Source organism: Streptomyces rectiviolaceus (genome assembly GCF_039533825.1).
GTDB lineage: Bacteria > Actinomycetota > Actinomycetes > Streptomycetales > Streptomycetaceae > Streptomyces > Streptomyces rectiviolaceus.
Genome location: NZ_BAAAUG010000183.1, coordinates 1 through 26,034, shown reverse-complemented (window position 1 = coordinate 26,034; position 26,034 = coordinate 1). Strand labels below are relative to the sequence as shown.

Annotated in this window: 19 protein-coding genes and 1 pseudogene; 9 read left to right on the top strand and 11 right to left on the bottom strand. The window is 71.0% G+C overall.

Annotation, left to right across the window (positions count from 1 at the left end; genetic code table 11):
- Positions 1 to 152 precede the first annotated feature (152 nt).
- Complete coding sequence (locus tag ABD378_RS38355; RefSeq protein ID WP_344529018.1) at positions 153 to 764, top strand: DUF937 domain-containing protein; 612 nt, start codon at positions 153 to 155, stop codon at positions 762 to 764.
- A gap of 800 nt (positions 765 to 1,564) precedes the next feature.
- On the opposite strand, the gene ABD378_RS38350 is transcribed toward ABD378_RS38355, so the two are convergent.
- Genes ABD378_RS38350 through ABD378_RS38340 form a run of 3 tightly spaced genes read right to left on the bottom strand, consistent with a single transcriptional unit; the run spans position 1,565 to position 4,715 of the window.
- On the bottom strand, positions 1,565 to 2,398 hold the full coding sequence (locus ABD378_RS38350) for a sugar phosphate isomerase/epimerase family protein (protein WP_344529016.1): 834 nt from the start codon (positions 2,396 to 2,398) through the stop codon (positions 1,565 to 1,567).
- Positions 2,395 to 3,552, bottom strand: coding sequence for a dihydrodipicolinate synthase family protein (locus tag ABD378_RS38345; protein WP_344529014.1), 1,158 nt, complete (start codon positions 3,550 to 3,552; stop codon positions 2,395 to 2,397). The genes ABD378_RS38350 and ABD378_RS38345 overlap by 4 nt, the downstream gene beginning before the upstream one ends.
- Complete coding sequence (locus tag ABD378_RS38340) at positions 3,549 to 4,715, bottom strand: Gfo/Idh/MocA family protein (RefSeq protein ID WP_344529012.1); 1,167 nt, start codon at positions 4,713 to 4,715, stop codon at positions 3,549 to 3,551. The genes ABD378_RS38345 and ABD378_RS38340 overlap by 4 nt, the downstream gene beginning before the upstream one ends.
- A 121-nt stretch (positions 4,716 to 4,836) precedes the next feature.
- Between ABD378_RS38340 and ABD378_RS38335 the strand changes: the two genes are divergently transcribed.
- The 4 genes and pseudogenes from ABD378_RS38335 to ABD378_RS38320 all read left to right on the top strand — a co-directional run.
- Positions 4,837 to 5,904 (top strand): LacI family DNA-binding transcriptional regulator, encoded by a 1,068-nt coding sequence (locus tag ABD378_RS38335; RefSeq protein ID WP_344529010.1) that lies wholly within the window; start codon positions 4,837 to 4,839, stop codon positions 5,902 to 5,904.
- Positions 5,905 to 5,945: 41 nt separating this feature from the next.
- Positions 5,946 to 6,518 carry a Uma2 family endonuclease gene (locus ABD378_RS38330; RefSeq protein WP_344529008.1) on the top strand — a complete coding sequence of 191 codons (573 nt, stop codon included), beginning with the start codon at positions 5,946 to 5,948 and terminating at the stop codon, positions 6,516 to 6,518.
- A gap of 91 nt (positions 6,519 to 6,609) precedes the next feature.
- Positions 6,610 to 7,551 carry a bifunctional helix-turn-helix transcriptional regulator/GNAT family N-acetyltransferase gene (locus ABD378_RS38325; RefSeq protein WP_344529006.1) on the top strand — a complete coding sequence of 314 codons (942 nt, stop codon included), beginning with the start codon at positions 6,610 to 6,612 and terminating at the stop codon, positions 7,549 to 7,551.
- A 10-nt stretch (positions 7,552 to 7,561) separates the two neighbouring features.
- Positions 7,562 to 8,254 (top strand): annotated as a pseudogene (locus ABD378_RS38320) (sugar phosphate isomerase/epimerase family protein); the annotation flags it as partial.
- Here the strand turns inward: ABD378_RS38320 and ABD378_RS38315 are convergent.
- Positions 8,232 to 9,236: an EamA family transporter gene (locus ABD378_RS38315; RefSeq protein ID WP_344529004.1), complete on the bottom strand. Its 1,005-nt coding sequence runs from the start codon at positions 9,234 to 9,236 to the stop codon at positions 8,232 to 8,234. The pseudogene ABD378_RS38320 and the gene ABD378_RS38315 sit on opposite strands and share 23 nt — an antisense overlap.
- Before the next feature lie 159 nt (positions 9,237 to 9,395).
- Here ABD378_RS38315 and ABD378_RS38310 point away from each other — a divergent pair, with 159 nt between their 5' ends.
- The 3 genes from ABD378_RS38310 (at position 9,396) to ABD378_RS38300 (ending at position 13,313) form a co-directional block, all read left to right on the top strand.
- Complete coding sequence (locus ABD378_RS38310; protein ID WP_344529002.1) at positions 9,396 to 10,316, top strand: LysR family transcriptional regulator; 921 nt, start codon at positions 9,396 to 9,398, stop codon at positions 10,314 to 10,316.
- A gap of 376 nt (positions 10,317 to 10,692) precedes the next feature.
- A complete protein-coding gene (locus tag ABD378_RS38305) occupies positions 10,693 to 12,531 on the top strand; it encodes a glycoside hydrolase family 3 protein (RefSeq protein WP_344529000.1) in 1,839 nt (612 codons plus the stop codon).
- 113 nt (positions 12,532 to 12,644) lie between these two features.
- Positions 12,645 to 13,313: a hypothetical protein gene (locus tag ABD378_RS38300; RefSeq protein ID WP_344528998.1), complete on the top strand. Its 669-nt coding sequence runs from the start codon at positions 12,645 to 12,647 to the stop codon at positions 13,311 to 13,313.
- A gap of 120 nt (positions 13,314 to 13,433) precedes the next feature.
- On the opposite strand, the gene ABD378_RS38295 is transcribed toward ABD378_RS38300, so the two are convergent.
- The 7 genes from ABD378_RS38295 to ABD378_RS38265 form a co-directional block, all read right to left on the bottom strand.
- Positions 13,434 to 14,852 (bottom strand): S28 family serine protease, encoded by a 1,419-nt coding sequence (locus tag ABD378_RS38295; RefSeq protein WP_344528996.1) that lies wholly within the window; start codon positions 14,850 to 14,852, stop codon positions 13,434 to 13,436.
- A gap of 145 nt (positions 14,853 to 14,997) precedes the next feature.
- The gene (locus ABD378_RS38290; RefSeq protein ID WP_344528994.1) at positions 14,998 to 15,393 is read right to left on the bottom strand and encodes a hypothetical protein; all 396 of its coding nucleotides are present in this window, start codon (positions 15,391 to 15,393) and stop codon (positions 14,998 to 15,000) included.
- 141 nt (positions 15,394 to 15,534) lie between these two features.
- Positions 15,535 to 19,263: an ABC transporter ATP-binding protein gene (locus ABD378_RS38285; RefSeq protein WP_344528992.1), complete on the bottom strand. Its 3,729-nt coding sequence runs from the start codon at positions 19,261 to 19,263 to the stop codon at positions 15,535 to 15,537.
- A gap of 101 nt (positions 19,264 to 19,364) precedes the next feature.
- On the bottom strand, positions 19,365 to 20,303 hold the full coding sequence (locus ABD378_RS38280) for a serine hydrolase (protein WP_344528990.1): 939 nt from the start codon (positions 20,301 to 20,303) through the stop codon (positions 19,365 to 19,367).
- 147 nt (positions 20,304 to 20,450) lie between these two features.
- Entirely contained in the window at positions 20,451 to 22,136 is a 1,686-nt protein-coding gene (locus ABD378_RS38275) for a thiamine pyrophosphate-binding protein (protein WP_344528988.1), read from the bottom strand.
- Positions 22,133 to 23,113 carry an agmatinase gene (gene speB, locus ABD378_RS38270; protein WP_344528986.1) on the bottom strand — a complete coding sequence of 327 codons (981 nt, stop codon included), beginning with the start codon at positions 23,111 to 23,113 and terminating at the stop codon, positions 22,133 to 22,135. The genes ABD378_RS38275 and speB overlap by 4 nt, the downstream gene beginning before the upstream one ends.
- 87 nt (positions 23,114 to 23,200) lie before the next feature.
- Positions 23,201 to 24,667 (bottom strand): sodium:solute symporter family protein, encoded by a 1,467-nt coding sequence (locus tag ABD378_RS38265; RefSeq protein WP_344528984.1) that lies wholly within the window; start codon positions 24,665 to 24,667, stop codon positions 23,201 to 23,203.
- A gap of 175 nt (positions 24,668 to 24,842) precedes the next feature.
- Between ABD378_RS38265 and ABD378_RS38260 the strand changes: the two genes are divergently transcribed.
- On the top strand, positions 24,843 to 26,034 hold a 1,192-nt coding region (locus ABD378_RS38260), incomplete at its 3' end, for a PucR family transcriptional regulator ligand-binding domain-containing protein (protein ID WP_344528982.1).

Sequence of the window (26,034 nt, the reverse complement as noted above, 5' to 3'; positions counted from 1 at the left end):
GGGGCCCGGTCTTTCGACCGGGCCCCCTCGGGTCTCCCCTCCCCTGTCGGTACTCCGCGATCCCCCCAGATCCCCCCTACGGAAGTCCCGACGCACAGTACGACCCGCGTCGGGCGGGAAGGGTTGCACGGGCAAGGCCACGAGTTTTCGGGGTGCCGACGAAGTGGGGCAGAAGTAACTTTTACCCCATGAACGAAAAATCTCCCGAATCCTCTCCCGAATCCTCTCCCGAATCCTCTCCCGAATCCTCTCCCGGAACCGCACCTGGAACCTCGCCTGAAACCTCGCTGGAGAAGGACGTACTGGACGAACTCGGCGACGACAAGCTTCAGGAGATCGCGGGGCTGCTCGGTACGGATGCCGCGGGGGCGCAGGACGTGGTGGGGACCACGGTGAACGCGCTTTCGGGGGACCTGCAGGAGAAGGCGGAGGATCCGGTGGAGGCGGAGGAGGTCCAGCAGGCCTTCGCCGAGACGACGCCTCCGCAGGGGATTGCCGGGTTCGGGGGGTTCGGGGGGCTTGCGGCGGGCGGGATGTTGTCCGGGGTCCTGGCGAAGATGAGCAGGCCGGTGGCGAATGCGGTGGCGAAGAAGACGGGGCTGCCGGCGGCTTCTGTGACGCGGGTGATCGAGCTGCTGATTCCGGTGTTGCTGACGGTGCTGACGAAGCGTGCACGAACGTCGGGCAAGCCGGCGGGTACGGGGTCCGGCGGGGGCGGGATCGGCGACTTGCTGGCCCAAATCCTGGGCGGCAAGAAGAGATAACCCTGCGGGCCGCAGGGCTACTTCGCCCCCGAAACGCCCCGTCCCCTCACGAACTCGCGGTGCGGGTCCGCCTGCGGGCACGATGCCGCGCCGCTATGCCCGCCCTCACTATCGCCCGGTGCCCGCTGGGCGACTACGGCTCCGGAGCGCCACGTCCCCTCACGAACTCGCGGTACGGGTCCGCCTGCGGGGACGGCGCCGCGCCGGTATGTCCGTCCTCGCTATCGTCCGGTGACCGCAGGGCTACTTCGGCCCCGGAGCGCCGCGAACCGTGCTCCGGGCGGACATACCGCCACGTCCCCTCACGAGCGACGCCGACTGCAGGTCCGTGGGGACTGCGGTGCGGTCCGCCTGCGGGTACGGCGCCGCGCCGGTATGTCCGTCCTCGCTATCGCCCGGTGACCGCAGGGCTACTACGGCCCCGGAGCGCCAGGAACCGTGCTCCGGGCGGACATACCGCCACGTCCCCTCGCGTCTCGATGCCGACTGCGGATGAGTCGTGGGCCCGCTTTCTATGGCTGGCGGAACATCGCAACCGGCCGACGTGCACCGCCCCACCCCACCACTACGCACTCCCCACCCACCCCAGAACTGAACGCCCTCCCCCACCACGACGCAGATCACCCACCCCCCACTCCCTTGCGCGCCCCCACCCCTGACACCACGGGGCAATCGGGCGGGTGGGTGGGAAAGGTCTGTTCGGGCAGAGGTGGATGCGGGGTGATCGGGTGGGTGGGTGGGAGAGGATTGTTCGGGGAGGGGTGGATGCGGGGTGCGGTGGGAGGTGCGGAGCCCCCCGGCTAGCAGGCGTGCTGCAGGTAGTTCCGTGACGTTTCCGACAGGACCTCGTGGCCGGCCCTCGACCACAGCGCCTCGTTGAAGAGCTCCACCTCGATGGGGCCCCCGTAGCCCGCCTCCTCCACCAAGGCGCGCCACGACCGCAGGTCGACCGAGCCCTCCCCCAGCTGGCCCCGCCCGTTCAGTACGCCCTCGGGCAACGGCGTGACCCAGTCGGCCAGTTGGAAGGCGTGCAGGCGTCCGCCCCGCCCCGCGCGGGCGATCTGCGCGGGCGCCTGGTCGTCCCACCACACGTGGTACGTGTCCACGCAGACCCCGACCTGGGAAGCCGGAAAGCGCTCCGCCAGGTCGAGCGCCTGGGCCAGCGTGGAGACCACGCAGCGGTCCGACGCGAACATGGGGTGGAGGGGTTCGATGGCCAGGCGGACACCCCGGGACGCCGCGTACGGGGCGAGGTCCGCCAGCGCGTCGGCGATACGGGAACGCGCCCCGTGCAGGTCCTTGCTGCCGGCAGGCAGGCCCCCGGACACCAGGACCAGCGTGTCCGTACCCAGCGTCGCCGCCTCGTCGATCGCCGCCCTGTTGTCGTCGATGGCCCGCACGCGCGCGTGCGGGTCGGTCTCGGTCAGGAAGCCGCCTCGGCAGAGCGTCGTGACCGTCAAGCCCGCGTCACGCATCAGCTTGGCGGTCTTCTCCAGGCCGTAGGACCGGACCGGCTCCCGCCAGAGGCCGATCCCGGGGATCCCCAAGTCCGTGCACGCGGCAGCCAGTTCCGGCAGCGACAACTGCTTGACCGTCATCTGGTTGATGGAGAAGCGCGCCAGGGCCTCGCTCATTGCTGGACTCCGTACGTGGTGAGCAGGGACTTCATGCGGGACTCGGCCAGGAGCGGGTCCGGGAACAGGCCCAGGGCGTCCGCCAGTTCGTACGCGTGGGACAAGTGCGGCAGCGAACGTGCCGACTGAAAGCCGCCCACCATCGTGAAATGGGTTTGGTGGCCTGCCAGCCAGGCCAGGAACACCACCCCCGTCTTGTAGAAGCGGGTGGGGGTCTCGAAGAGGTGGCGGGAGAGTTCGACGGTGGGGTCGAGGCAGGCGCGGAACGCCTTGGTGTCGCCGGTGTCCAGCGCGCGTACCGCCTCCGCCGCCAGCGGAGCCAGCGGGTCGAAGATGCCCAGGAGGGCGTGGCTGAAGCCCTGGTCGTCGCCCGCGATCAGCTCGGGGTAGTTGAAGTCGTCGCCCGTGTAGCAGCGGACGCCGTCCGGCAGACGGCGGCGCACCGCGATCTCGCGCCCCGGGTCGAGGAGGGAGATCTTGATGCCGTCGACCTTGTCCGGGTGCGCGGCGATGACCTCGAGGAACGTATCAGTCGCCGCGTCCAGGTCCTCGCTTCCCCAGTAGCCGGTGAGCGCCGGGTCGAACATCGGGCCGAGCCAGTGCAGGATCACCGGCTCGCTCGCCTGGCGCAGGAGGTGGCCGTACGTCTCCAGATAGTCGTCCGGTGACTTCGCCACCGCGGCGAGCGCCCTCGACGCCATCAGGATCACCTGTGCGCCGCTCGACTCGACCAGGGCCAGTTGTTCCTCGTATGCGGAACGGACCGTCAGGAGGTCTGCGGGTTCAGTTAGTTGGTCCGTTCCCGCGCCGCAGGCGATCGCGCCGCCCACCGACCTCGCCTCCGCCGCGGACCGCGTGATCAGCTCCGCCGCGCCCTTCCAGTCAAGACCCATTCCGCGCTGCGCCGTGTCCATCGCCTCGGCCACGCCCAGGCCCTGCGCCCACAGGTGACGGCGGAAGGCGAGGGTCGCGTCCCAGTCGACGGCCGCCGGGGAGTCCGGTGAGACGTCGGCGTAGGGGTCCGCCACGACGTGCGCCGCCGAGAAGACCGTGCGGGAGGTGAGGGGCGCGCCCCCGGGCGCCACCCGCGAGGGCGCCCTGCGGGGCTCGTACGGGCGCGTGGTGCCGTCCGCGCGCGGCAGCAGGAGCGTCACTGGGTGATCTCCGGGACCTCGATGCGGCGGCCCTCGGCGCTGGACTTCAGGCCGAGTTCGGCGAGCTGCACGCCGCGCGCGCCCGCGTGCAGGTCCCAGTGGTAGGGCGCGTCCGCGTACACGTGCCTCAGGAACAGCTCCCACTGCGCCTTGAAGCCGTTGTCGAACTCCTGGTTGTCGGGGACCTCCTGCCACTGGTCCCGGAAGGAGTGGGTGGCGGGCAGGTCCGGGTTCCACACCGGCTTGGGGGTGGCGCCGCGGTGCTGTACGCGGCAGTTGCGCAGGCCCGCGACCGCCGAGCCCTCCGTGCCGTCCACCTGGAACTCGACCAGCTCGTCGCGGTTCACGCGGACCGTCCAGGAGGAGTTGATCTGCGCGATCGCGCCGCCTTCGAGTTCGAAGATGCCGTACGCGGCGTCGTCCGCCGTCGCGTCGTAGGGCTTGTTCTGCTCGTCCCAGCGCTGCGGTACGTGCGTCGCGGCCAGCGCCTGGACGCTGCGTACGCGGCCGAACAGCTCGTGCAGGACGTACTCCCAGTGCGGGAACATGTCGACCACGATGCCGCCGCCGTCCTGCGAGCGGTAGTTCCAGGAGGGGCGCTGGGCGCTCTGCCAGTCGCCCTCGAAGACCCAGTAGCCGAACTCGCCCCGGATGGACAGGATCTTGCCGAAGAAGCCGCCGTCGATGAGGCGCTTCAGCTTCAGGAGTCCCGGTAGAAAGAGCTTGTCCTGGACCACGCCGTGCTTGATGCCCGCCGACTGGGCAAGGGCGGCCAGTTCCAGGGCTCCCGCGAGGCCTGTGGCGGACGGCTTCTCCGTGTAGATGTGCTTGCCCGCCGCGATGGCCCGCTTGATGGCCTCCTCGCGCGCGGACGTGACCTGCGCGTCGAAGTAGATGTCGATGGTGGGGTCGGCCAGGACCGCGTCCAGATCGGTCGAGACGCTGGATTCGGCGTCAAGTCCGTGGCGTTCCGCGATCTCCCGCAGTGCGTGCTCTCTGCGGCCCACGAGGACCGGCTCGGGCCACAGCACCGTGCCGTCGGCGTCGCCCAGGGCCAGTCCGCCCTGCTCGCGCAGGGCGAGCAGCGAGCGGACGAGGTGCTGGCGGTATCCCATCCGTCCCGTCACACCGTTCATGGCGATGCGCACCGTCTTGCGAGTCACAGGGGTCCCTCCGTACGCAGGTAAGCGGATAGCAAGCGCTTTCTATCCAAGAAGAAGCTAGCCTGCCGCACAAGGTTCGGACAAGTGCTTCGGACCAGAGCCGTGACCGGAGGACGACGAGATGACCGTGACCCTGTCGGACGTGGCGGCCCGCGCCCAGGTCTCCCCCGCTACCGTCTCCCGCGTGCTGAACGGCAACTACCCGGTGGCCGCCGCCACCCGGGAGCGTGTCCTTCGGGCCGTGGACGACCTCGACTACGTCCTCAACGGCCCCGCGAGCTCGCTCGCCGCGGCCACCTCCGACCTGGTCGGCATCCTCGTGAACGACATCGCCGACCCCTTCTTCGGGATCATGGCGGGCGCCGTCCAGTCCGAGATCGGCGGCCCCGGCGGGCGCGCCGGCGGCGAGCGGATGGCCGTGGTCTGCAACACGGGGGGCTCCCCGGAGCGCGAGCTCACCTATCTGACCCTGCTGCAGCGGCAGCGCGCCGCCGCGGTCGTCCTGACCGGCGGCGCCCTGGAGGACCCCGCCCACGCCGCCGCGGTCTCCGCGAAGCTGGCCCGCCTCGCGGACGCGGGCACCCGGATCGTGCTCTGCGGGCGGCCCCCGCTGGAGGACTCGGACGCGGCGACGGCCACCCTCACCTTCGACAACCGCAGCGGCGGGCGGCGGCTCACGGAGCATCTGCTGACGCTGGGGCACCGCAGGATCGGGTACGTGGCGGGGCCGATGGAGCGGACGACCACCCGGCACCGGCTTGAGGGCCACCGGGATGCGCTCGCGGCCTCCGGCACCGGGAGCGCCGGGAACGGCGACCAGGAGGAGCTGACCGTCCACGGCCCCTACACCCGCCAGTCCGGCTACGAGGCCACCCTCGAACTCCTGCGCCGCGCCCCGGACCTGACCGCCATCGTGGCCGCCAACGACACGGTCGCCCTCGGCGCGTCCGCCGCCCTGCGCGAGCGCGGCCTGCGCATCCCCGACGACATCTCGGTGGCGGGCTTCGACGACCTGCCCTTCTCGGTGGACGCCGTCCCCGCCCTGACGACCGTACGACTGCCGCTGCACGAGGCAGGCGCCCGCGCGGGCCGCCTGGCCACGGGCGCGGAGGCGCCACCGCCGGGGGGTGTGGCGACGATCGGGGCCGAGCTGATGGTGCGGGGGTCCACGGCGCCGCCGTGTCGGTGAGCTCTCGATGTCGTTGACACCACCGGGATAAGGAGGCTCATATGTCAGTCATGGTCATGGATGCACCCAGCGCCTGGGACGTACTGGACGGCGTCAACCTTCCCCGCGGCTACCGCGTCGAAATCACGGAGGGGAAGATCATCATGACGCCGCAAGGTGAGTACCAGTGGAAAGTCATCCTGAAGGCAGCCCCTCAGATCGAGCAGCAGCTTGCCGCACATGGTGAGATTCTCTCGGACGTCATGATCGACTTCCCATCCAGCCAGTACGGCTACGCCCCGGACCTCGCGATCGTCGCCCCCGGAGGCGAACGCAACAGCCGCGGCCGCTTCGAGTGGCACAGTCTGGAGGCGGTCATCGAGGTCGTCTCGCGGAGCAGCCGGGACAACGACTTCGCCAAGAAGTTCCACCTCTACGCGGAATGCGGCATCCCGGTTTACGTGGTGATCGACCCCGAGGACGGTGTCTGCATCGTCCACCGCGGCCCGACCAGGACCGGGAGCTACGAAGACGCCACGAAGATCCCCTTCGGCCAGGACCTGACCCTGCCCCTCGAGGGGCGCGAGATCACCGTCGCGACCGACGGCTTCCCGAAGGCCGGGGATCTGGGCTGAAAGGCATGGCGATCAGGGGCGACGCGGCGTACCGTTGACTCAGTCAAGGGTAATTCGCCTCGATGCCCTCTGCCCCTTGGAGTGATCTCCGATGCCGCACGCCTCCGCCACGCCCGTCCAAGAGATCCGCGCCTTCAACCGCTTCTACACGAACCTCATCGGCGCCCTCGACTACAGCCGCCAGCTCTACGTGCCGTACACCCTCACCGAGGCCCGCGTCCTCTACGAGCTCAACCACGCCTCCCACCTCGATGCGGCCGACCTTCGCTCCGAACTCTCTCTCGACGCCGGGTACTTGAGCCGTCTGCTCGGCAAGCTCGAAAAGGCCGGGATCGTCGAGCGCGCGCCCTCCGCGCGCGATCCGCGGCGTCAGCGCATCACCCTCACCGCGCGGGGGCGCGAGACCGCGGCCCTGCTCGACGAGCGGTCCAGCGAAGCCGTCGGTTCGCTGCTGTCGAACGTCCCTTCCGCCCTGCGGCCCCGCCTCGCGGACGCGATGCGCACCGTGCGGGGGATCCTGAGCGGGGGCGGGGCGGCGCCACGCCCCCGTCTCCGCGAGCCCGGTCCCGGCGATCTCGGGTGGATCGTGCAGCGCAACGCCGCCCTGTACGCGGCCGAGTACGGGTTCAACATCGACTACGAAGGCCTGGTCGCCCGGATCGTCGCCGACTTCGCGGAGGATCACGACCCTCACCTGGAGCGGACATGGATCGCCGAGCTCGACGGGCGGCCCGTGGGGTGCGTGATGTGCGTGCGCGACGACGCGCCGGGGACCGCCCGGCTGCGGCTGCTTCTCGTCGAGCCCGACGCACGGGGAATGGGAATCGGCGACCAACTCGTCGGTGCCTGCGTCGAGTTCGCCCGGGACGTGGGCTACCGCGAGATGACCCTGTGGACCAACGACATCCTCGGCGCCGCCCGCGCCATCTACCTTCGGCACGGTTTCGTCCTCGTCGACGAGAAGCCGCACCGCTCGTTCGGCGTCGACCTGCTGGGGCAGGACTGGCAACTGCGCCTGGGGGACACCCCCTAAGGTCGGCGTCATGAAACTCGCCTTCTCCACCCTCGGCGTCCCCGGGCTCCCCATCGCCGACGTACTGAACCTGGCCACCACCCACGGCTACCACGGCATCGAGCTGCGCGCGCACCCCGAAGAGCCGGTCCACCCGGGGATCGACCTGGCCGAACGGGCCGATGTCGCCGCCCAGTTCAAGACCGCGGGCATCGAGATCCTCGGAATCTCCGGGTACGCGCGCGTGGCGGCGCCCGGCGACGACGAGCCCGTCCTCGAAGAGATACGTTCCCTGCTCACTCTCGCCCGCGACCTGGGCGCCCCCTTCATCCGCGTCTTCCCCGGCGGCGGCACCGAACAGAGCGCGGCCGAGGCCGACGCGACGGCGGCCCGACGGCTCGGCACCGCGGCCGAGTACGCCGCGGACTTCGGCGTACGCATCCTCCTGGAGACCCACGACTCGCACCGCACCGGCGCCGCGGCGACCCGCGTGCTCGGCGCGGTCGGCCACCGCCACGCGGGCGCCCTGTGGGACGTGATGCACACCTGGCTCGGCGGCGAGTCCCCCGCCGAGAGTCATGCGGCGCTCTCCCCGTACCTCGGCTACGTACAGGTGAAGGACATCGCGTCGACCGAGGACACGACGCCGCTTGGACTCGGCGAGGGCGTTCTGCCGCTCGCCGCGTGCGTGGACGCGCTGCTCAGCGGGGAGCACCGGGACGGCTGGCTGTGCTGGGAGTACGAGAAGCGGTGGTACGAGGGTGCGGAGCCGCTGCCCGAACTCCTGGGCCCGGGGCGGGACTACCTGTCACGGCTCCTGAACCGCCAGGCCTGACACCGGAACCGCCACGCCTGACACCGGCCAGGGACGTCAGGCCGACCCCGACGACCAGGAGCGCCGCCGCGCACCACCCGAGCGTGCTCACCGACTCGTCCAGGACGAGACCGGCGGCGGACATCCCGAACACCGGGACCAGGAGCGAGAAGGGAGCCACGGTCGACGCGGGGTGGCGGCGCAGCAGATAGCCCCAGGCGCCGAAGCCGAAGACCGTCGTGATCCACGCGACGTAGACGATGATGCCCACGCCCTGCAGGTCCAGTGAGCTCAGGGCGTCGAGGTCCGCCGTCGGGCCCTCGAAGAGCAGCGAGAGCCCGAGCAGCGGCAGGACCGGGACCGTGCTCACCCACACCATGAAGTTCAGCGCGTCGGGCGGTGACGCCTTGCGGGTCAGGACGTTCGACGCGCCCCAGCAGGCCGCAGCGCCGATCAGCAGGGCGAAGGCCGTGAGCGGGCCCGCCTCCCCCTCGTCGACCGCGGCGACGCCGATGCCCGCTAGCGCGATCAGCATCCCCGACAGGCGTACGCGGCCGGGTCGTTCACCCAGGGCCACGAAGGCGAAGAGCGCCGTGAAGACCGCCTGGATCTGGAGGACGAGGGAGGACATCCCGGCCGGCATCCCGGCGTCCATGCCGATGAACAGCAGGCCGAACTTGGCGACCCCCAGCACGAGTCCGACCCCCACGATCCACTTCCACGCGACCTTCGGCGGCCCCACGAAGAAGACCGCGGGCAGCGCCGCGACCAGGAAGCGCAGGGCGGAGAAGAGCAGCGGCGGGAAGTGGTCGAGGCCCACCTCGATGACGACGAAGTTGACGCCCCATACGGCGGCGACGAGGACGGCCAGGAGGACATGTGCGGGTCGCATGCGTCGAGGATCACCCGCCGCGACCATGTAGGACCAGCGCGGATCTCTGCATGATGGGATGTAGCAACGCTTACGAATCAGGCGACTCAAGCGACGCGGACGCCTAAGACGACGAAGACGACGCGGACGAGCATCGCCGATCAATGGGGAGGACTTCCCGTGCTCGATCTCGCTCGGCTCCGCGCCCTGCACGCCGTCTCCGTGCACGGCACCGTCGGCGCGGCCGCCACGGCGCTCGGCTACACCCCGTCCGCCGTCTCCCAGCAGATAGCCAAGCTGGAGCGCGAGACCCGCACCACCCTCCTCGAACGGCAGGGCAGGGGCGTGGCGCTCACCGAGGAGGCGCGCCATCTCGCTTCCACGGCACAGGAGTTGATGGCGATCGTGGAGCGCGCCGAGACCGAACTCGAGGAGCGGCGCGGGCTGCCGGCGGGCCGCCTGACCATCGCCGCGTTCGCCTCGGCCGCGCGCGGTCTGCTGCCCGGCGTCCTCGCGGATCTCGCCCGGCGGCACCCCGCGCTCGACGCCCGGATGTCGGAGGTCGACCCGCATCTCTCCGTGGACCTCGTGACCAAGGGGGCGGTGGACATGGCGGTCGTGCACGACTGGGACATCGCACCGCTGCCCACGCCGCCCGGCGTCGAACAGGCCGTCATCGGCGACGACTACTGCGACCTCGTGGTGCCCGCGGGACACCCGCTCGCGGGGCGCGGCTCCGTGCGCCGCGAGGAGCTGAAGGGCGAGCGGTGGATCACCCAGCCGCCGGGGCTTGTCTGCCACGAGTGGCTGGTCCGCACGCTGCGCGAGGCGGGCTGCGAGCCGGACATCGCGCACACGGCGGAGGAGAATCCCACCCTGGTCGCACTGGTCGCGGAGGGGCTCGGCATCGCCCTGATCCCGCGCCTCGGCCGCGGCCCGATCCCGGAGGGCGCGGTCACCGTGCGGCTCGATCCGCTGCCGGTACGGCGGCTGTACGCGCTGTGGCGGGCCGGGGCGTCGCGGCGACCCGCGATCGCCGAGACGGTGCGGACCCTGCAGGGCCACTGGCCCCGTGCGGCCCCCGAGAAGCAGGCCTCCTGAACCTCAGGATTCCCGTTCGCACCACTTTCCGGAAATAGCCCTCTGTCGGGAACCCACGCGAAGGCGCCAGCGTCCAAATGGCGTGCTGCCGGGTGAGTCTCCGCGAGGCGGTGTCGGCATCGCTGCTGGCTGCGAACGCTGACCACCCTCTCTGCCGCCCGCGGCCGACAGCATGCCGTCACCGGTGCGCCCCCCTCCAACAGCGCCGGTGACGGCCCCTCTCCTCCACCGTGACTGCCGACTTCGGCTGCCGACTCCCTTGACCGGCAGAAATCTTCGGGATATCCGTGACTCTCGGAAAGTTTCCTTCAGCCGGTTTCCCCAGCCCGGCTCCGGTCCGGCATCCGTCCCGTAGGACGTCCCCGAAGGAGCGCACATGTCCCACCGCAACGCCTCCAGACGCACCCTGCTCACCGCCACGGCCGTCGCCGCGACGGCCCTTGCAGCCCCCTCCGACGCCCACGCGGCGGGCAGCGGCGACCGCGGGCGCGACCGGAAGCTGCGGGAGCTCATCTCCCGCATGAGCCTCGAGGAGAAGGTCGGCCAGCTCTTCGTGATGCATGTGTACGGCCACTCCGCCACCGAGCCCGACCAGGCGGACATCGACGCCAACCTCAAGGAGCTGGGCGTCCGCACCGCCGCGGAGGCGGTCGCGAAGTACCACCTCGGCGGCATCATCTACTTCGGCTGGGCCCACAACACCCGTGCCCCGCACCAGATCGCCGACCTGTCGAACGGCATCCAGCGCGCGGCCCTCACCCCTCATGCCCCGGAGCAGTCCCCCACCGCCCGCATCCCGCTGCTCATCTCCACCGACCAGGAGCACGGCGCCGTCGCCCGCGTGGGCATCCCCGCCACGCTCCTGCCCGGCGCGATGGCCCTGGGCGCCGCGGGCTCGCAATCCCTCGCGCGCAAGGCGGCCCGCATCGGCGGCACCGAGCTGCGCGCGCTCGGCATCCGGCAGAACTACGCCCCGGTCGCCGACGTGAACGTCAATCCGGCCAACCCCGTCATCGCCGTACGCTCCTTCGGCTCGGACCCCGAAGCGGTCGCCGATCTGGTCGCCGCCCAGGTCAAGGGCTACCAGGGCGCGGACATCGCGTCGACGTCCAAGCACTTCCCCGGGCACGGCGACACCAAGGACGACAGCCACTCGAAGCTGCCGTACATCCACCACACCCGTGAGCAGTGGGAGACCCTGGACGCCCCGCCGTTCCGGGCGGCAGTGGAGGCGGGCATCGACTCGATCATGACCGCGCACATCGTGGTCCCGGCCCTCGACCCGGCCGAGGACCCGGCCACGCTCTCCCGCCCCATCCTCACCGGCATCCTGCGCGAGGAACTCGGCTACGACGGGGTCGTGGTGACGGACTCGCTCGGCATGCAGGGCGTGCGCACGAAGTACGGCGACGACCGTGTGCCGGTGCTCGCCCTGAAGGCGGGCGTCGACCAGCTCCTGAACCCGCCGAAGCCGGAGATCGCCTGGAACGCGGTGCTCCAGGCGGTGCGGGGCGGCGAGTTGACGGAGGCGCGCCTGGATGAATCGATCCTGCGGATCCTGCGCCTCAAGGCGAAGCTTGACCTGTTCTCCGACCCGTACGTCACCTCGCGCGGCGTCGACCGCGCGGTCGGCACGCGCGCGCATCTCGCCGCCGCGGACCGGATCGCCGACGAGACGACGACGCTGCTGCTCAACGAGGGCGGGCTGCTCCCGCTGTCGCGGCGCACGCGGCCGAAGGTGCTCGTCGTGGGCGCCGATCCGGCGTCGCCGTCGGGGACGACGGGGCCGCCGACGACGGTCCTGGGACGCGAGCTGACGGACCTCGGCTTCTCGCCGACGGTCCTTCCGACGGGCACGGCCCCCTCCGCCGCGAAGATCGCCGAGGCGGTAGCGGCGGCCGCGGGCAAGGACGCGGTGCTCGTGGGCACGTACAACGTGGGGGCGGGGAGCGCGCAAATCGCGCTGGTGGAGGCGTTGGTGGCGACGGGCGTGCCGGTCGTCGCGGTGGCGATCCGCAATCCGTACGACGTGGCGCGGCTCCCGTCCGTGGGCGCTTCGCTGGCCGCGTACTGCTGGACCGATGTCGAACTGCGCGCCGCTGTACGGGTGATCGCGGGGCGCGTCGAGCCGCAGGGGAAGCTGCCCGTGCCGGTGCAGCGGGCGGATGACCCGGCGCAGGTGCTGTACCCGGTCGGGTACGGCCTGACGTACTGATCCGTACGCCGCGCGACCGGCGCACCACATCCACCTGACCCAAAGCACCCCACGCACCTGGCGTGCGCCCGCCCGCGCGGGTCACGCTGGGTGCACATATCGGGGGGTTTGCCATGCATGCCTTGCTTGGCAGGAACACGGCGTGGTCCGTGGTGGTGCGGGGGGTACTGGTGCTGCTCGCGGTGACGGCGTTGTCCGCCGCCGCGACCGGCTGCCAGAAGTCATCGGATCCGGGGTCGGGTTCGTCGCGCCTGGAGGACCGGCAGCCGTCCTCGTCGGTGCCGTCCGGTTACGGAGCCGTCTTCCTCGCCGTGGACGAGTGCAGTTCGCGGGGGCGCGAGACCTTCACGGAGGTCTCGTGCACGAGTGAGCGGGCGGCGGCGAGGGTCATCGCCCGCTACGACGGCAAGGTCGCGGAGGGCCCCGCGTGCCCCGCCCGCACGGACTTCGTGCTCCACATCAGCGAGACCCGGCCCGTGGTGGCCGAGGACGAGGACGGGAACGGGGAGGTGCCGCGGGGCTACGCCTGCATGCGGAATCTGGAGTCGCCGCATCCCGGGGATCCCGGGGGTGGAGGTGGCCCCCGGACTGCCGTCGGGGACTGTGTCTACAGCGCGGGGCGGGGTGAGGTGCGGGAGACGGCGTGCGACGGGTCCGGGGCGAAGGCCCCTGAGTACCGGGTGACGGTGGCGGTGGCCTCCCGTGCGGGGTGCCCTGCTGCGACGGAGCTGTACGTGTCGCTGGAGGGTGGGAAGCCGGTGGGGTGTGCGGTGCGGGTGTGAGCGCTCAATCGCCGGACGGCTGAAGGATCTCCCCGAGCCGGGGAAATCTCAGCCCGTCCGGCGATTGAGGACGAACTCGGCGAAGCCGGTGATCAACGGCGGCCAAGGCCCCCGCGCCGGTTACGGCCGCAGGGTCAGCTCCTTCTGCTGCTCCTTGCGGTCCAGCTTCGCGTCGTACGGAGCCAGCGGCTTCGGGGCCGCCGGAGTGGAGACCCCGGCCCAGGCCTGGATCCGCTCCGTCGCCTTCGCCTTCTCCGCGGGGATCAGACCGGCCACGTTCGCGCCGTGGTTGGCGCCCGGCGCGGTGAAGACGTGGGAGTCGTGCTTCGCGCCCTTGGCGGGACGGAACGGCTCCGCGCCCCACGGGTCGTTCTCGCCGTAGACGTACAGCATCCGCTGCGAGTTGTGCCGCACCCAGCGGTCCACGTCCTTCATGGCATCCGACTGGAACTTCATCGGGATGTCACGCGGCACGAAGTTCCGCGGCGGCTGGTAGCCGTAGCGGCTCAGGTCGCCGAGCCAGGGCTGGGAGATGTCGGGCGAGCCCAGCTGCGTACCGGCCTGGTAGTAGTACGGCGTGTACGGGGTCAGGCCCTGGTCCGTGTAGGAGGTCCAGCCGCCCACCTGGTCGACGTAGTCGAAGATCGCCTGGTCCGACGCGGTCTTGGCGTCGGGGACGTCCGCGCACGCGGCCTCCGGCTGGTACTGCCAGAAGCCCCACACCAGGTCGAGTACGACGGCCTCGTACGCCTTGTCGAGGTTCCCGACCGTCTTGAAGGTGTAGTTGCCCGCATCGGCGAACGCGGCGTACTTCTTCTCCAGCGGCTCACGGCGCACGAGCGCCTCGCGCTGCACGGCCTCCAGCTTGGCGCGGCACTCCTTGGTGCCGACCGTCTCGAAGAACTCGTCGTAGCGCGAGTCCTCCTTGTTCACCACGTCGTTCGGGGCGACGTACGCGACGACGCCGTCCATGTCACGCGGGTAGAAGCGCTCGTAGTACGTGGCCGTCATGCCGCCCTTCGAGCCGCCGGTCGCCACCCACTTCTTGTCGTAGATCGGCTTCAGCGCCTTGAAGATGCGGTGCTGGTCGCTCGCGGCCTGCCAGATGTCGAGCTTGGACCAGTCGGCCGGCTCGGGGCGTGACGGCGTGAAGTAGCGGTACTCCATGGAGACTTGGTTGCCGTCGATGATCCGCGTCGGCTCGCTGCGGCTGGGGTTCGTCGAGACGCCGTAGCCGCTGGTGAAGAAGGCCGTGGGGCGGGCGGTGTCTTTGTGCAGGACCGTCAGGCGCTGCTTGAAGGTGCCCTTGGAGGGGTGCCGGTGGTCGACCGGCTGGGTGTAGTTGAGGACGAAGTAGCGGTAGCCGGTGTACGGCTTCTCCTCGATCAGGCTCATGCCCGGTATCGCGAGGAGCCGGTCCTTGATGTCGGTGGCCTGCGGCTTCGCGGCGGTGGCCGCCCCTGCCGCACTCGCTGTGCCCGCGGTGCCTATGCCTATGAGCACCACTAGCGACAGCAGCCATCTGAGCGCCTTGCGCATGCACTCTCCCCTGAGTGGTTCACGGTTGCGTCCGCCGGAACTTATCGGAGCAACTCGCTCACCACTAGGGGCTCTTGCGTCACACCCGAACGCAGTACGTCACAAAGGGGGCCTCATTACCGCAAGCTTCCGATGGTGCCCTCACTCAGCAAAGGATCCAGCCCGAGCTGGTACTCCCCCCGCCCACCTTCCCCTTCACCCACACACACCGGTGTCCCGCGTGCACCGTCACCGGGCCCGCGTGATGCGTGTAGCGGCCCTTGTCCCTGGCCGGGCGGTTGCCGCGGGCCTGGACGCTGACGTACATCGTCTTGCGGGCGCCGGGGCGCTTGGCGACGGTGACGGCGCAGACATAGCCGCGGCTCTTGTAGACGACGACCTTGCCCGTGCTGAAGGAGAGGGTGCGCACCTTGTGCCCGGCGCAGCGCCCGGCCGAGGCCTGCGCCTGCGCCGCGCCGGCGCCCGCGACACCGAGCAGGACGGCAGCCGCAAGGACGACGGCACCGAGCGCAAGGCTCCGCCGTATTCGACCACTGCTCACCAGTTTCCCCTCCCGACACATCCGCATCAGCGTACTGATGTACGGACGCGGACCGCGGGCCGTCCGGTTGCGAAACCGCCCCGATTCGTTCGGCAGGCATTCAACGAGCCGCCGCCGAGTAGCCGCCGAGCACCCGCCGGGCTACGCGGCCGACGGCTCGGCCTCCCCCACGAACGTCCGCCACAGCGTCGCGTACCGCCCGTCGAGCGCCAGCAGCTCCTCGTGCGTGCCGTCCTCCGCGACCCGGCCGTGGTCCATCAGGATCACGCGGTCCGCGCGGGCGGCCGTGGTGAGGCGGTGGGCGACGACCAGGGTGGTGCGCTTGCCCGCGATGCGGTCGGTGGCCTGGTTGACCTGCGCTTCCGTGGCGAGGTCGAGGGCCGCTGTCGCCTCGTCGAGGAGCAGGATGTCCGGGTCGACGAGCTCCGCGCGGGCCAGGGCGATCAGCTGGCGCTGCCCCGCGGAGAGGTTGCGGCCACGCTCGGAGACCTCGTGGAGGTAGCCGCCGTCCAGGGTGGCGATCATGTCGTGCGCGCCGACCGCGCGGGCCGCGGCCTCCACCTGGGCGTCGGTGGCGTCGGGCCGCCCGTAGGCGATCGCGTCGCGCACCGTTCCCACGAAGAGGTAGGCCTCCTGCGGCACGACACCGAGGCGGTGGCGGTACGAGGTCAGGTCGAGGGACCTCAGGTCCGTGCCGTCCACCGTCACCCGACCGCCGGTCGGGTCGTAGAACCGGGCGACGAGCTTGACCAGCGTCGACTTGCCCGCGCCGGTCTCGCCGACGAAGGCGACGGTCTGGCCCTCGGGGATGCGCAGGCGGACACCGCTGAGGGCCTCCTCCTCATCGCCGTACGCGAAGTCCACGTCCTCGAAGGCGATCTCCCCGCGCAGGGACAGGACGTCGAGCGGCTCGTCCGCTGCCTCGGTCGAGGTCGGCTCACGGAGCAGTTCCTGGATGCGGCCGAGCGAGACCGTGGCCTGCTGGTAGCCGTCGAAGACCTGGGAGAGCTGCTGGACGGGCGCGAAGAACAGGTCGATGTAGAGGAGGTAGGCGACCAGGGCGCCGGTCGTCAGCGTCCCCGCCTCCACGCGTCCCGCGCCGACCATCAGGACCGCGGCAGCCGCGACCGCCGAGAGCAGCTGCACGAACGGGAAGTAGACGGAGATCAGCCACTGCCCGCGGATACGGGCGCTGCGGTAGTCGGCGCTGGCCTGCGCGAACTTCTTTCCGCCCGAGCGCTCGCGCCGGAACGCCTGCACGATGCGCAGCCCCGCGACGGACTCCTGGAGCTCGGCGTTGACGACCGAGACGCGCTCGCGGGCCAGCTCGTACGCCTTGACGCTGGAGCGGCGGAAGAAGAACGTGCCGATGATCAGCGGCGGCAGCGTCGCGAAGACGACGAGCGCGAGCTCCACGTCGATGACGAGGAGGGCGACCATGATGCCGAAGAAGGTGACGACGGAGACGAAGGCGGTGACCAGACCCGTCTGGAGGAAGGTGGACAGGGCGTCCACGTCCGTCGTCATCCGGGTCATGATGCGCCCGGTCAACTCCCGCTCGTAGTAGTCGAGTCCGAGCCGCTGGAGCTGGGCGAAGATCTTCAGGCGGAGGGAGTAGAGCACCCGCTCGCCCGTCCGCCCGGTCATCCGCGTCTCGCCGATCTGCGCCGTCCACTGGACGAGCACGGCGACCAGCGCGAGCCCGGAGGCCGCCCAGACCGCACCGAGCGCGAGCTGCGAGACGCCCTCGTCGATGCCGTGCCGGATCAGCACGGGAAGCAGCAGGCCCATGCCCGCGTCGACCGCGACCAGGAGCAGGGCGAGCAGCAGCGGTTTGCCGAATCCGGCGAGGAGGCGGCGCAGCCCGTACGACTCCTCCGTGCTGACCGCGCGCGCCTCGTCGACGCCAGGGGTGTCGGTGGCCGGGGGCAACGCGTCGACCTGCGCGAGGAGTTCGGGGGTCGCGGGCATCCCGGACATCGCGGTGTCCTTGGGCTCGCGGTCGCCGACCCAGAGCGGCGGGGTGATGCCGCGCTCGGCGTCGAACTCGGCGTCGAGCTCGTCGCGCAGCGATGTGTCCTCGGGAAGCTCGACCGGGACCGTGCGGCCCGGCGAGACACCGCCGAGCTCGTCGGGGTCGGTCAACAGGCGCCGGTAGAGCGCAGATTGTTCCGTCAGCTCCTCGTGGGTGCCGATGGCCGCGAGCTTTCCGCCGTCGAGCACGGCGATGCGGTCGGCGAGGTTCAGGGTGGAGCGGCGGTGGGCGATGAGGAGGGTCGTGCGCCCCGCCATGACGCCGCGCAGGGCCTCGTGGATCTCGTGCTCGACCCGTGCGTCCACCGCCGATGTCGCGTCGTCGAGGACGAGAAGGCGGGGGTCGGTGAGGATCGCGCGGGCGAGGGCGACACGCTGGCGCTGGCCGCCGGAGAGGGTGAGTCCGTGCTCGCCGACGGTGGTGTCGTACCCGTCGGGCAGCTCGGATATGAAGCGGTCGGCCTGGGCGGCGCGGGCCGCGGTCTCGATCTCCTCCTGGGTGGCGTCCGGCTTTCCGTACGCGATGTTGGCGCGGATGGTGTCGGAGAAGAGGAAGGAGTCCTCGGGCACGAGCCCGATGGCGGCCCGCAGCGAGTCGGTGGTCAGCTCGCGCACGTCGTGCCCGCCGATGAGGACGGCGCCGTGTGTCACGTCGTAGAAGCGGGGCATCAGCAGCGAGACGGTGGACTTGCCGCTGCCCGATGTGCCGACGACGGCGAGGGTCTCGCCGGGCCGGATCTCGAAGGAGAGCCCGTCCAGGACGGGGCGGCTGTCCTCGTAGGCGAAGGAGACGTCGTCGAACTCGACGGTGGCCGGGGCGTCGGCGGGCAGCTCCTTGGTGCCGTCCTTCAGCGTCGGCTCGGTGTCGATGAGCTCCAGGACGCGCTCGGCGCCCGCGCGGGCCTGCTGGCCGACGGTGAGGACCATGGCGAGCATGCGCACGGGCCCGACGAGCTGGGCGAGGTAGCTGGAGAAGGCGACGAACGTGCCGAGCGTGATCTGCCCGCGCACCGCGAGCCAGCCGCCGAGCGCGAGCATCGCGACCTGCCCGAGGGCGGGCACGGCCTGCAGGGCGGGCGTGTACTTGGAGTTGAGGCGGATGGTCCGCAGCCGCCCCGCGAAGAGCTTGCGCCCGACCTCGCGGAGCTTCCCGGTCTCCTGGTCCTCCTGGCCGAACCCCTTCACGACGCGTACGCCGGAGACGGAGCCGTCCACGACCCCGGCGACGGCGGCGGCCTGGGCCTGCGCGTACCAGGTGGAGGGGTGCAGGCGGTTGCGGCTGCGCTTGGCGATGAACCAGAGGGCAGGGGCGACGGCGAGCGCGACGAGGGTGAGCGGGATGGAGAGCCACGCCATGATCACGAGGGAGATCACGAAGAGGAGGATGTTGCCGATGGTCATCGGCAGCATGAAGAGCAGACCCTGGATGAGCTGAAGGTCGCTGGTGGCCCGCCCGACGACCTGTCCCGTGGACAGCTCGTCCTGCCGCCGCCCGTCGAGCTTGGTGATCGTCCCGTACATCTCGGTCCGCAGGTCGTGCTGGACGTCGAGGGCGAGACGGCCGCCGTAGTAGCGGCGGATGTAGGTGAAGACGTAGACGAGGACGGCCGCGCCGATGAGGGCGCCGACCCAGGGCCCCATGGACCGCGTCTTGTCCCCGATGACGTCGTCGATGATCACCTTGGTGATCAGCGGGACGAGCGCCATGACGGCCATACCGGCGAGCGAGGAGCCGAGCGCGAGCACGACGTCCTTCGGGTAACGCCACGCGTACCCGGTCAGCCGTTTCGCCCAGCCGGATTTCTCCGCCTCGGCCCCACCCCGTTGCTCCGTCACGTGCTGCCTCCCGTCGACCTGACCTGCCGAGAGGCACAACCCGGGGGGATGCGGATTTCATCCCGCCGCAACAAAGAGGGGTCGAAGGACCTAGGACCCCGTCAGCTGCCGGGTACCGCCACGAACGCCTCGCGCGGCGTCTGCGTCGGGGTGTAGCGCCGGGCCGCGGGGGCCTGGGGCGTCAGGTCCTTGTGGATGGCCTTGGCCACGCCCTGGATGGTGGTGACGCCGTAGTTCATGGTGCTGTTGCCGTGGGTGAGCACGGAGATCGTGTAGTCGTGGCCGCCGCCCTTGAACGCGCCGATGCTGTGCACCCGCCAGCCGTGGGTCGACCGCTGCAGCCAGCCGTTCTTGACGTGTATCGCGACGCCGGACGGCGCGCCTGCCGGGGTGCCCCAGCGCTGCGAGGAGACGACCTTGCCCATCAGCTTGAGGATGTAGGCGCGCGCGTTGTCGCTCAGGACGGAGTTCTTGGCGGTGATCAGGGCCAGGAGCTTCTGCTCGTCGGCCGCGTTGATCCGGGTCAGGCCCCAGTAGCCGCCGGATCCCGGCACGGTCTTCGTCATGTCGGCTGCTCTGAGGAAGCCCTTCACCTTGGCCGTGCCGAGTTGGCTCCAGAGCTTGCTGGTCGCCGCGTTGTCCGACTTGGTGATCATGGCGTACGCGAGGTCCGACTCACGGGCCGACAGCTTCCGGTCGGTCTTCTTCGCGTCCCACAGCAGCGTCGCGAGGACGGTCGTCTTGACGACGCTCGCCGAGTCGAACGAGGTGCCCGAGCGCAGGGTGCAGGTGGTTTTGGTGGTGCGGTCGTGCAGGCCGACCGCGACGGTGCCCTTGCGGTTCTTCAGCGCCGCCGTGATGTCCTTCGTGAGCTTGGCGGCCAGGCCTGTCTGTGCGGAGGTACAGGTGACCCTCGGCGCCGCCGCGGCGACGGCGGGCGTGGCGGTCGCGGCGGTGCCGAGCGGCACGAGCACTCCGGCGGCGAGGCCCGCCGAGAGCACGCGGGCACGCTTGGACGTCCCGGATATCGGGTGCGTCATGAAGTCTTCCCATCCCCTTGGGTCCGTACAAGACCCTCGGGGCCCGTACAAGCGCGCCCCCCGGCACGCTCACCTCTCTTGACTCACCGACACCGCACGAGGTTGTACAAATAGGGAACAGATGACCGATCCGTAATCAGCGCGGGCTCAGAGGTGGGTCGGCTCGAACATGCGCAGGAGGGCCGGGAGTACGACTACCGAGGGGCCCGGTTCCGCAAGGGCCTTCGCGAGGTCGTCGCGGAGGGTCTCCGGAGTCGTGCGGACGCCGGGCACCCCGAAGGACTCCGCAAGCGCGACGAAGTCGGGCCGGGAGAGCTCCGTCGCCGTCGGTTCGCCGAAGGCCTCGGACATGTACTCCCGGAGGATTCCGTAGCCCCCGTCGTCCACGATCAGCCAGGTGACCGGCAGGTCGTGCTGCTTGGCGGATGCCAGTTCCGCGATGGAGTACATCGCGCCGCCGTCGCCCGAGACGGCGAGGACCGGCTTCGTGGGGTCGGCGGCCGCTGCTCCCAGCGCCGCCGGGAAGCCGTAGCCGAGGCCGCCCGCGCCCTGCGCCGAGTGCATCGTGTTCGGGTGCCGGGCGTCGAAGGCGGACCAGGCCCAGTACGCGAGGATCGTCATGTCCCAGAAGGACGGCGCGGCATCCGGCAGGGCCTCGCGCACCGAGGCGAGTACCTGCTGCTCCAGGGTGAGCTCCTGGGCCGCGATGCGGTCCTTGACCTTGGTGAGCACGGACCGCACCCGCTCGGGGGCCGAGGGGTCCTCACGCGGGGCGTCGATCGTCTCCAGGAGCGCGGAAAGGGCGAGCCGCGCGTCCGCGTGGATGCCGAGCGCCGGATGGTTGGACTCCAGCTTTCCGGCGTCGGCCTCGATCTGGATGACCCGGCCGCGCGGCTTGAACGTGTGGTAGTTCGAGGAGAGTTCGCCGAGTCCGGAGCCGACCACAAGGAGGACGTCGGCGTCCTCCAGGAAGTCCGTGGTGTACCGGTCCTCCAGCCACGACTGGAGCGACAGCGGGTGCTCCCAGGGGAACGCGCCCTTGCCGCCGAAGGTCGTGACGACGGGAGCGTTCACCAGCTCGGCGAGCGCGAGCAGCTTTCCGGAGGCGTCGGAACGTACGACTCCGCCGCCCGCGATGATCGCCGGGCGCTCGGCCCGGGACAGCAGGTCGGCCGCCACCGCGGTCAGCTCGGGGCGCGGGACGACCTCGTCCGGGGTCGCGTCCATGGCGGTGACGACGGGCAGGGTCGTCTCGGCGAGCAGCACGTCCTGCGGGATCTCCACCCAGACCGGGCCGTGCGGGGCGGTGAGCGCCGACTCCCAGGCCGCCGCGATGGCGGAGGGGATCTGCGATGCCGTGCGGACCGTGTGGACGGACTTCACGATGTCGCGGAAGGAGGCCTGCTGGTCGCGCAGCTCGTGGAGGTAGCCGTGCCGGCCGCCGCCGAGCCCCGCGACCGGGACCTGGCTGCCGATCGCGAGCACGGGCGATGACCCGGCCGCCGCCTCCTGGAGCGCGGCGAGCGAGGTCAGCGCGCCGGGTCCGGTGGACAGGAGCAGCGGGGCGACTTCGCCGGTGATGCGGCCGTACGCGTCCGCCGCGAAGCCCGTGTTGTTCTCGACGCGCAGCCCGACGTACGACAGGGACGAGCGCCGCAGGGCGTCGAACATGCCGAGCGCGTGCTGGCCGGGGAGACCGAAGACGGTCGTCGCGCCGAGGCCCTGGAGGGTCTCGACGACGAGGTCGCCGCCGGTGCGCCCCGCAGGCGGGTTCAGGGCCGCTTCCTGCTGCGCCTCCGTGGGCCGCAGGACTACGTCGTGGTCGTGCGTCACTTGGCCGCCCGCCCCTCCGCGATCTGGCGGGACATGATCGTCGTCAGTTCGTACGCGGTGTGCGAGGCGGCGACGGCCGTGATCTCCGCGTGGTCGTAGGCGGGGGCGACCTCGACGACGTCGGCCGACACGAGGTTGCAGGAGGAGAGCCCCCGCAGAATCTCCAGGAGCTCGCGCGACGTCATGCCGCCCGCCTCCGGGGTGCCCGTGCCGGGCGCGTGGGCCGGGTCCAGGCAGTCGATGTCGATGGAGATGTACAGCGGGCGGTCGCCGATGCGCTGGCGCAGCTGGTCGGCGACCTCGTCGGCGCCGCGGCGGTAGATGTCCGCCGACGTGACGATGCCGAAGCCCATCTTCTCGTCGTCGGTGAGGTCCTGCTTGCCGTACAGCGGGCCGCGCGTGCCGACGTGGGAGAGCGCCTCGGTGTCGAGGATGCCCTCCTCGACGGCCCGGCGGAACGGCGTGCCGTGGGTGTACTCCGCGCCGAAGTACGTGTCCCAGGTGTCCAGGTGCGCGTCGAAGTGCAGCAGGGCGACCGGGCCGTGCTTCTTGGCGACCGAACGGAGCAGCGGCAGGGCGATGGTGTGGTCGCCGCCGAGCGTCATCATGCGGGCGCCGGAGCCGAGGAGGTCGTCCGCGGCGGCCTCGATCGTCTCGACCGCTTCGTTGATGTTGAACGGGTTGGCGGCGATGTCGCCCGCGTCCGCGACCTGCGCGAGCGCGAAGGGCGACGCGTCCTGCGCGGGGTTGTACGGACGCAGGAGGCGCGAGGCCTCGCGGATCGCGTTGCCGCCGAAGCGGGCGCCGGGGCGGTACGAGACACCGGTGTCGAAGGGCACGCCGACCACGGCGATGTCCGTCTTGCCGCCCACCTCGTCGAGCCGGGGCAGCCGGGCGTAGGTCGCCGGGCCCGCGTACCGAGGGACGCGGGAGGAGTCGACAGGGCCGCGGGGGGTCGGGGTCTCGGCGCTGCTCATGGTCGGTTTCCTCCTGCTGGTACGAATGCTGCGTTGCTGCTGGGACAAGTGTCGCGCGGCCCACCGACAGTGGGCCGCGCGAGAGAGCTAGACGGTTACCGGAGTCTCCGGCTCCGCCTCTTCGGACCCCCGGCCCGCGAGCCGCTCGCGCCAGGCCGCGAGGACCTGCGCGTCGGTCGGCTTCGTGGCGAGGGAGACGACGACGTACACGCCGAGCGAGATCAACAGGCCGTAGTAGACCGGCTCGTTGGCGAGGATTCCGTACCACCACATGAGCCCGATGACCGAGAGCCCACCGGCGGTGACCGCCGCGAGCGCACCGGGCGCCGTGCCGCGCTTCCAGAGCAGCCCGCCGAGGATCGGCACGAGCAGCCCGGCGACGAGCAGGTTGTAGGCGACGGTGAGCGCCTGGACGACGTCGTTGAGGGCGATGGCGATACAGATGACGGCGATGCCCATGATCAGGATGAAGAGGCGGTTGCCCTTCACCTCGTCGTGCGCCTCGTCATCCCCCTTCGGGGAGACGGCGCCCCGCAGCCGCGACCAGATGTCGTTGTTGGCTACGGTCGCGCAGGCGATGAGCGCTCCGGAGGACGTGGACATCACGGCGGCGAGCGCCGCTGCGAGCACCAATCCCCGTACGCCCATGGGCAGTTCGTCCTTGACGATGGTCGCGAAGGCCGCGTCCGCGCTCGGCAGCTTCGGGTACATGACCTTGGCCGCGGTGCCGATGACGGCGCCCGCGACGGCGTACACCAGGCAGTACGTACCGGCGACGGTGCCGCCGTAGCGGGCGACCTTGTCGCTGCGCGCGGTGAAGACGCGCTGCCAAATGTCCTGCCCGATGAGCATGCCGAACGTATAGATCAGGACGTAGGTGAAGATCGTCTCGCCGCCGATGCCCAGCGGGTCGAAGTACTCCGTGGGCAGCTTGGCCTTCATCTCGCTGAAGCCGCCGGCCTTGACGACCGCGATGGGCAGCAGCAGAAGCAGCACGCCGATGGTCTTCACCACGAACTGCACCATGTCGGTGAGCGTGATGGACCACATGCCGCCGAGCGTCGAGTACGCGACGACGATCGAGCCGCCGAGGATGATCGCGATCGTGCGGTTCATGTCGAACAGGACGTCGAAGATCGTGGCGTACGCGATGGTCGAGGTGACCGCGAGCATCAGCGTGTACGCCCACATGACGACTCCGGAGATGACGCCCGCGCGCCCGCCGTAGCGGAGGTCGAGCATCTCGGAGACGGTGTAGACCTTCAGGCGTGCGATGCGCGCCGAGAAGAAGACGCTCAGCGCGAGCAGGCCGAGGCCGATCGTGAAGACCATCCAGGCGCCGGAGAGCCCGTACTGGTAGCCGAGGCCGACGCCGCCGATGGTGGACGCGCCGCCGAGGACGATGGCGGCCATGGTCCCGGAGTACATCCACGGTCCGAGGCGGCGTCCCGCGACCAGGAACTCGCTCTTGGACTTGGCGCGGCGCATGCCCCACCAGCCCATGGCGAGCATGCCGGCGAGATAGACGACGATCACTGTGTAGTCGACGGCCATAGGGCCCTCCTTCGCGCACCTCGGTGGCGTGTCGTGCAGATGGGGGTGATGCCAATGGGGGGTGGCAACCAGCCGCGGGGACATCCGCCCGTACCCGCGGCCTGGGGTCGGCACGACCTTAGGTGGCCGGAAAGCAACGCTGAAGTGTACGTTTCATCCACTCTTCACGACCAAGATGGATGGAACGTCCACCGTGCCGGACCCTGCCGCCTCATCCGCCTCATCAGCTGCCCTTTCCGTGACTCCCCCCACCCCGCCCGTCGCGCTGACCGCGCTGCTCGCCCGGGAGGACCTTGGCCTGCGCCAGATCGCGGGCCCCGACGCCGGGGAGAGCGGGGCGGCCGTCCAGTGGGTGCACACCTCGGAGATGGCGGACCCGTATCCCTACCTCCTGGGCGGCGAGCTGCTCCTGACGGCGGGCGTGCACATCACCGACCCGGCGGGCGCGGGCGTCTACCTCGACGACTACGTGGCGCGGATCGTCGAGGCGGGCGGATCAGCCCTCGGCTTCGGTGTCGCGCCCGTGCACGACACGGTGCCGCGCGCCCTGGTGACGGCCTGCGACCGCTACGGCCTGCCCCTCCTGGAGGTGCCGCCGCGCACGACGTTCAGCGGGGTCGCCCGCGCGGTGTGGCAGCTGGTGGCGGAGGCAAGGCACGCGGAGCTGCGCCGCGTGACGGAGGCCCAGCAGGGCCTCGCCACGGCCGCCGCGCGCCCTGACCCGGTGCCCGCGGTCCTTCGCCAGCTGGCGGCGCGCCTGGGCGGCTGGGCGGTGCTCTACGCACCGGACGGCGCGGTGCTCCACACGGCGGGGACGGCTCCGGGCGCGGGGGTGCGGCAGGCGGTGCGTGGCCTCTCCGAAGTCGTACGGCCGCAGGGGCGGCCCGGGCCCACCCCCGCGTCGGCCACCGACTCCGTGGGCGGTGCCCACCTCGCCGCTTACGCGCTGGGCGGCGGGCAGGGGTTCGCGCTCGGGGTCGCCGCCGAGCAGCGTGAACCGGGGGACCACACCATCACCGGGGTGGCCGTCGTGCTGCTCTCGCTCCTGACCGGGAAGCATCAGGGAGCCGCCGATTCCGTGCGCTCCGCGGCGCTCGTACGGCTGCTCCTGGGCTCGGCGGTGGGCGATGTCGCGCCTCTCCTGGGGGCCGATGAGTGGACCGTGGTGCACGCGCGCGGGGATGCCGGTGACGACCCGGTGGCCCACTCCGTCGCCGCATCCGCGCTGGCCGCCGCGCTGGGCAGCGGCCTGGTCGACGCGGACGCGGGGCAGGAGCGCGGACGCCTTCTGCTCCCCGCCGACCACGGGCTCACGGGGCAGCCCGGCTGGACCCTCGGCGTCTCCGCCCCCGCGTCACCCGGCGACC

Coding starts and splice junctions, on each gene's coding strand:
- ABD378_RS38265 (WP_344528984.1), bottom strand. CDS start 24,667: ATGGCCGTCGACTACACAGTGATCGTCGTCTATCTCGCCGGCATGCTC.
- ABD378_RS38305 (WP_344529000.1), top strand. CDS start 10,693: ATGTCCCACCGCAACGCCTCCAGACGCACCCTGCTCACCGCCACGGCC.
- ABD378_RS38300 (WP_344528998.1), top strand. CDS start 12,645: ATGCATGCCTTGCTTGGCAGGAACACGGCGTGGTCCGTGGTGGTGCGG.
- ABD378_RS38325 (WP_344529006.1), top strand. CDS start 6,610: ATGCCGCACGCCTCCGCCACGCCCGTCCAAGAGATCCGCGCCTTCAAC.
- ABD378_RS38295 (WP_344528996.1), bottom strand. CDS start 14,852: ATGCGCAAGGCGCTCAGATGGCTGCTGTCGCTAGTGGTGCTCATAGGC.
- ABD378_RS38330 (WP_344529008.1), top strand. CDS start 5,946: ATGTCAGTCATGGTCATGGATGCACCCAGCGCCTGGGACGTACTGGAC.
- speB (WP_344528986.1), bottom strand. CDS start 23,113: ATGAGCAGCGCCGAGACCCCGACCCCCCGCGGCCCTGTCGACTCCTCC.
- ABD378_RS38315 (WP_344529004.1), bottom strand. CDS start 9,236: ATGCGACCCGCACATGTCCTCCTGGCCGTCCTCGTCGCCGCCGTATGG.
- ABD378_RS38280 (WP_344528990.1), bottom strand. CDS start 20,303: ATGACGCACCCGATATCCGGGACGTCCAAGCGTGCCCGCGTGCTCTCG.
- ABD378_RS38335 (WP_344529010.1), top strand. CDS start 4,837: ATGACCGTGACCCTGTCGGACGTGGCGGCCCGCGCCCAGGTCTCCCCC.
- ABD378_RS38350 (WP_344529016.1), bottom strand. CDS start 2,398: ATGAGCGAGGCCCTGGCGCGCTTCTCCATCAACCAGATGACGGTCAAG.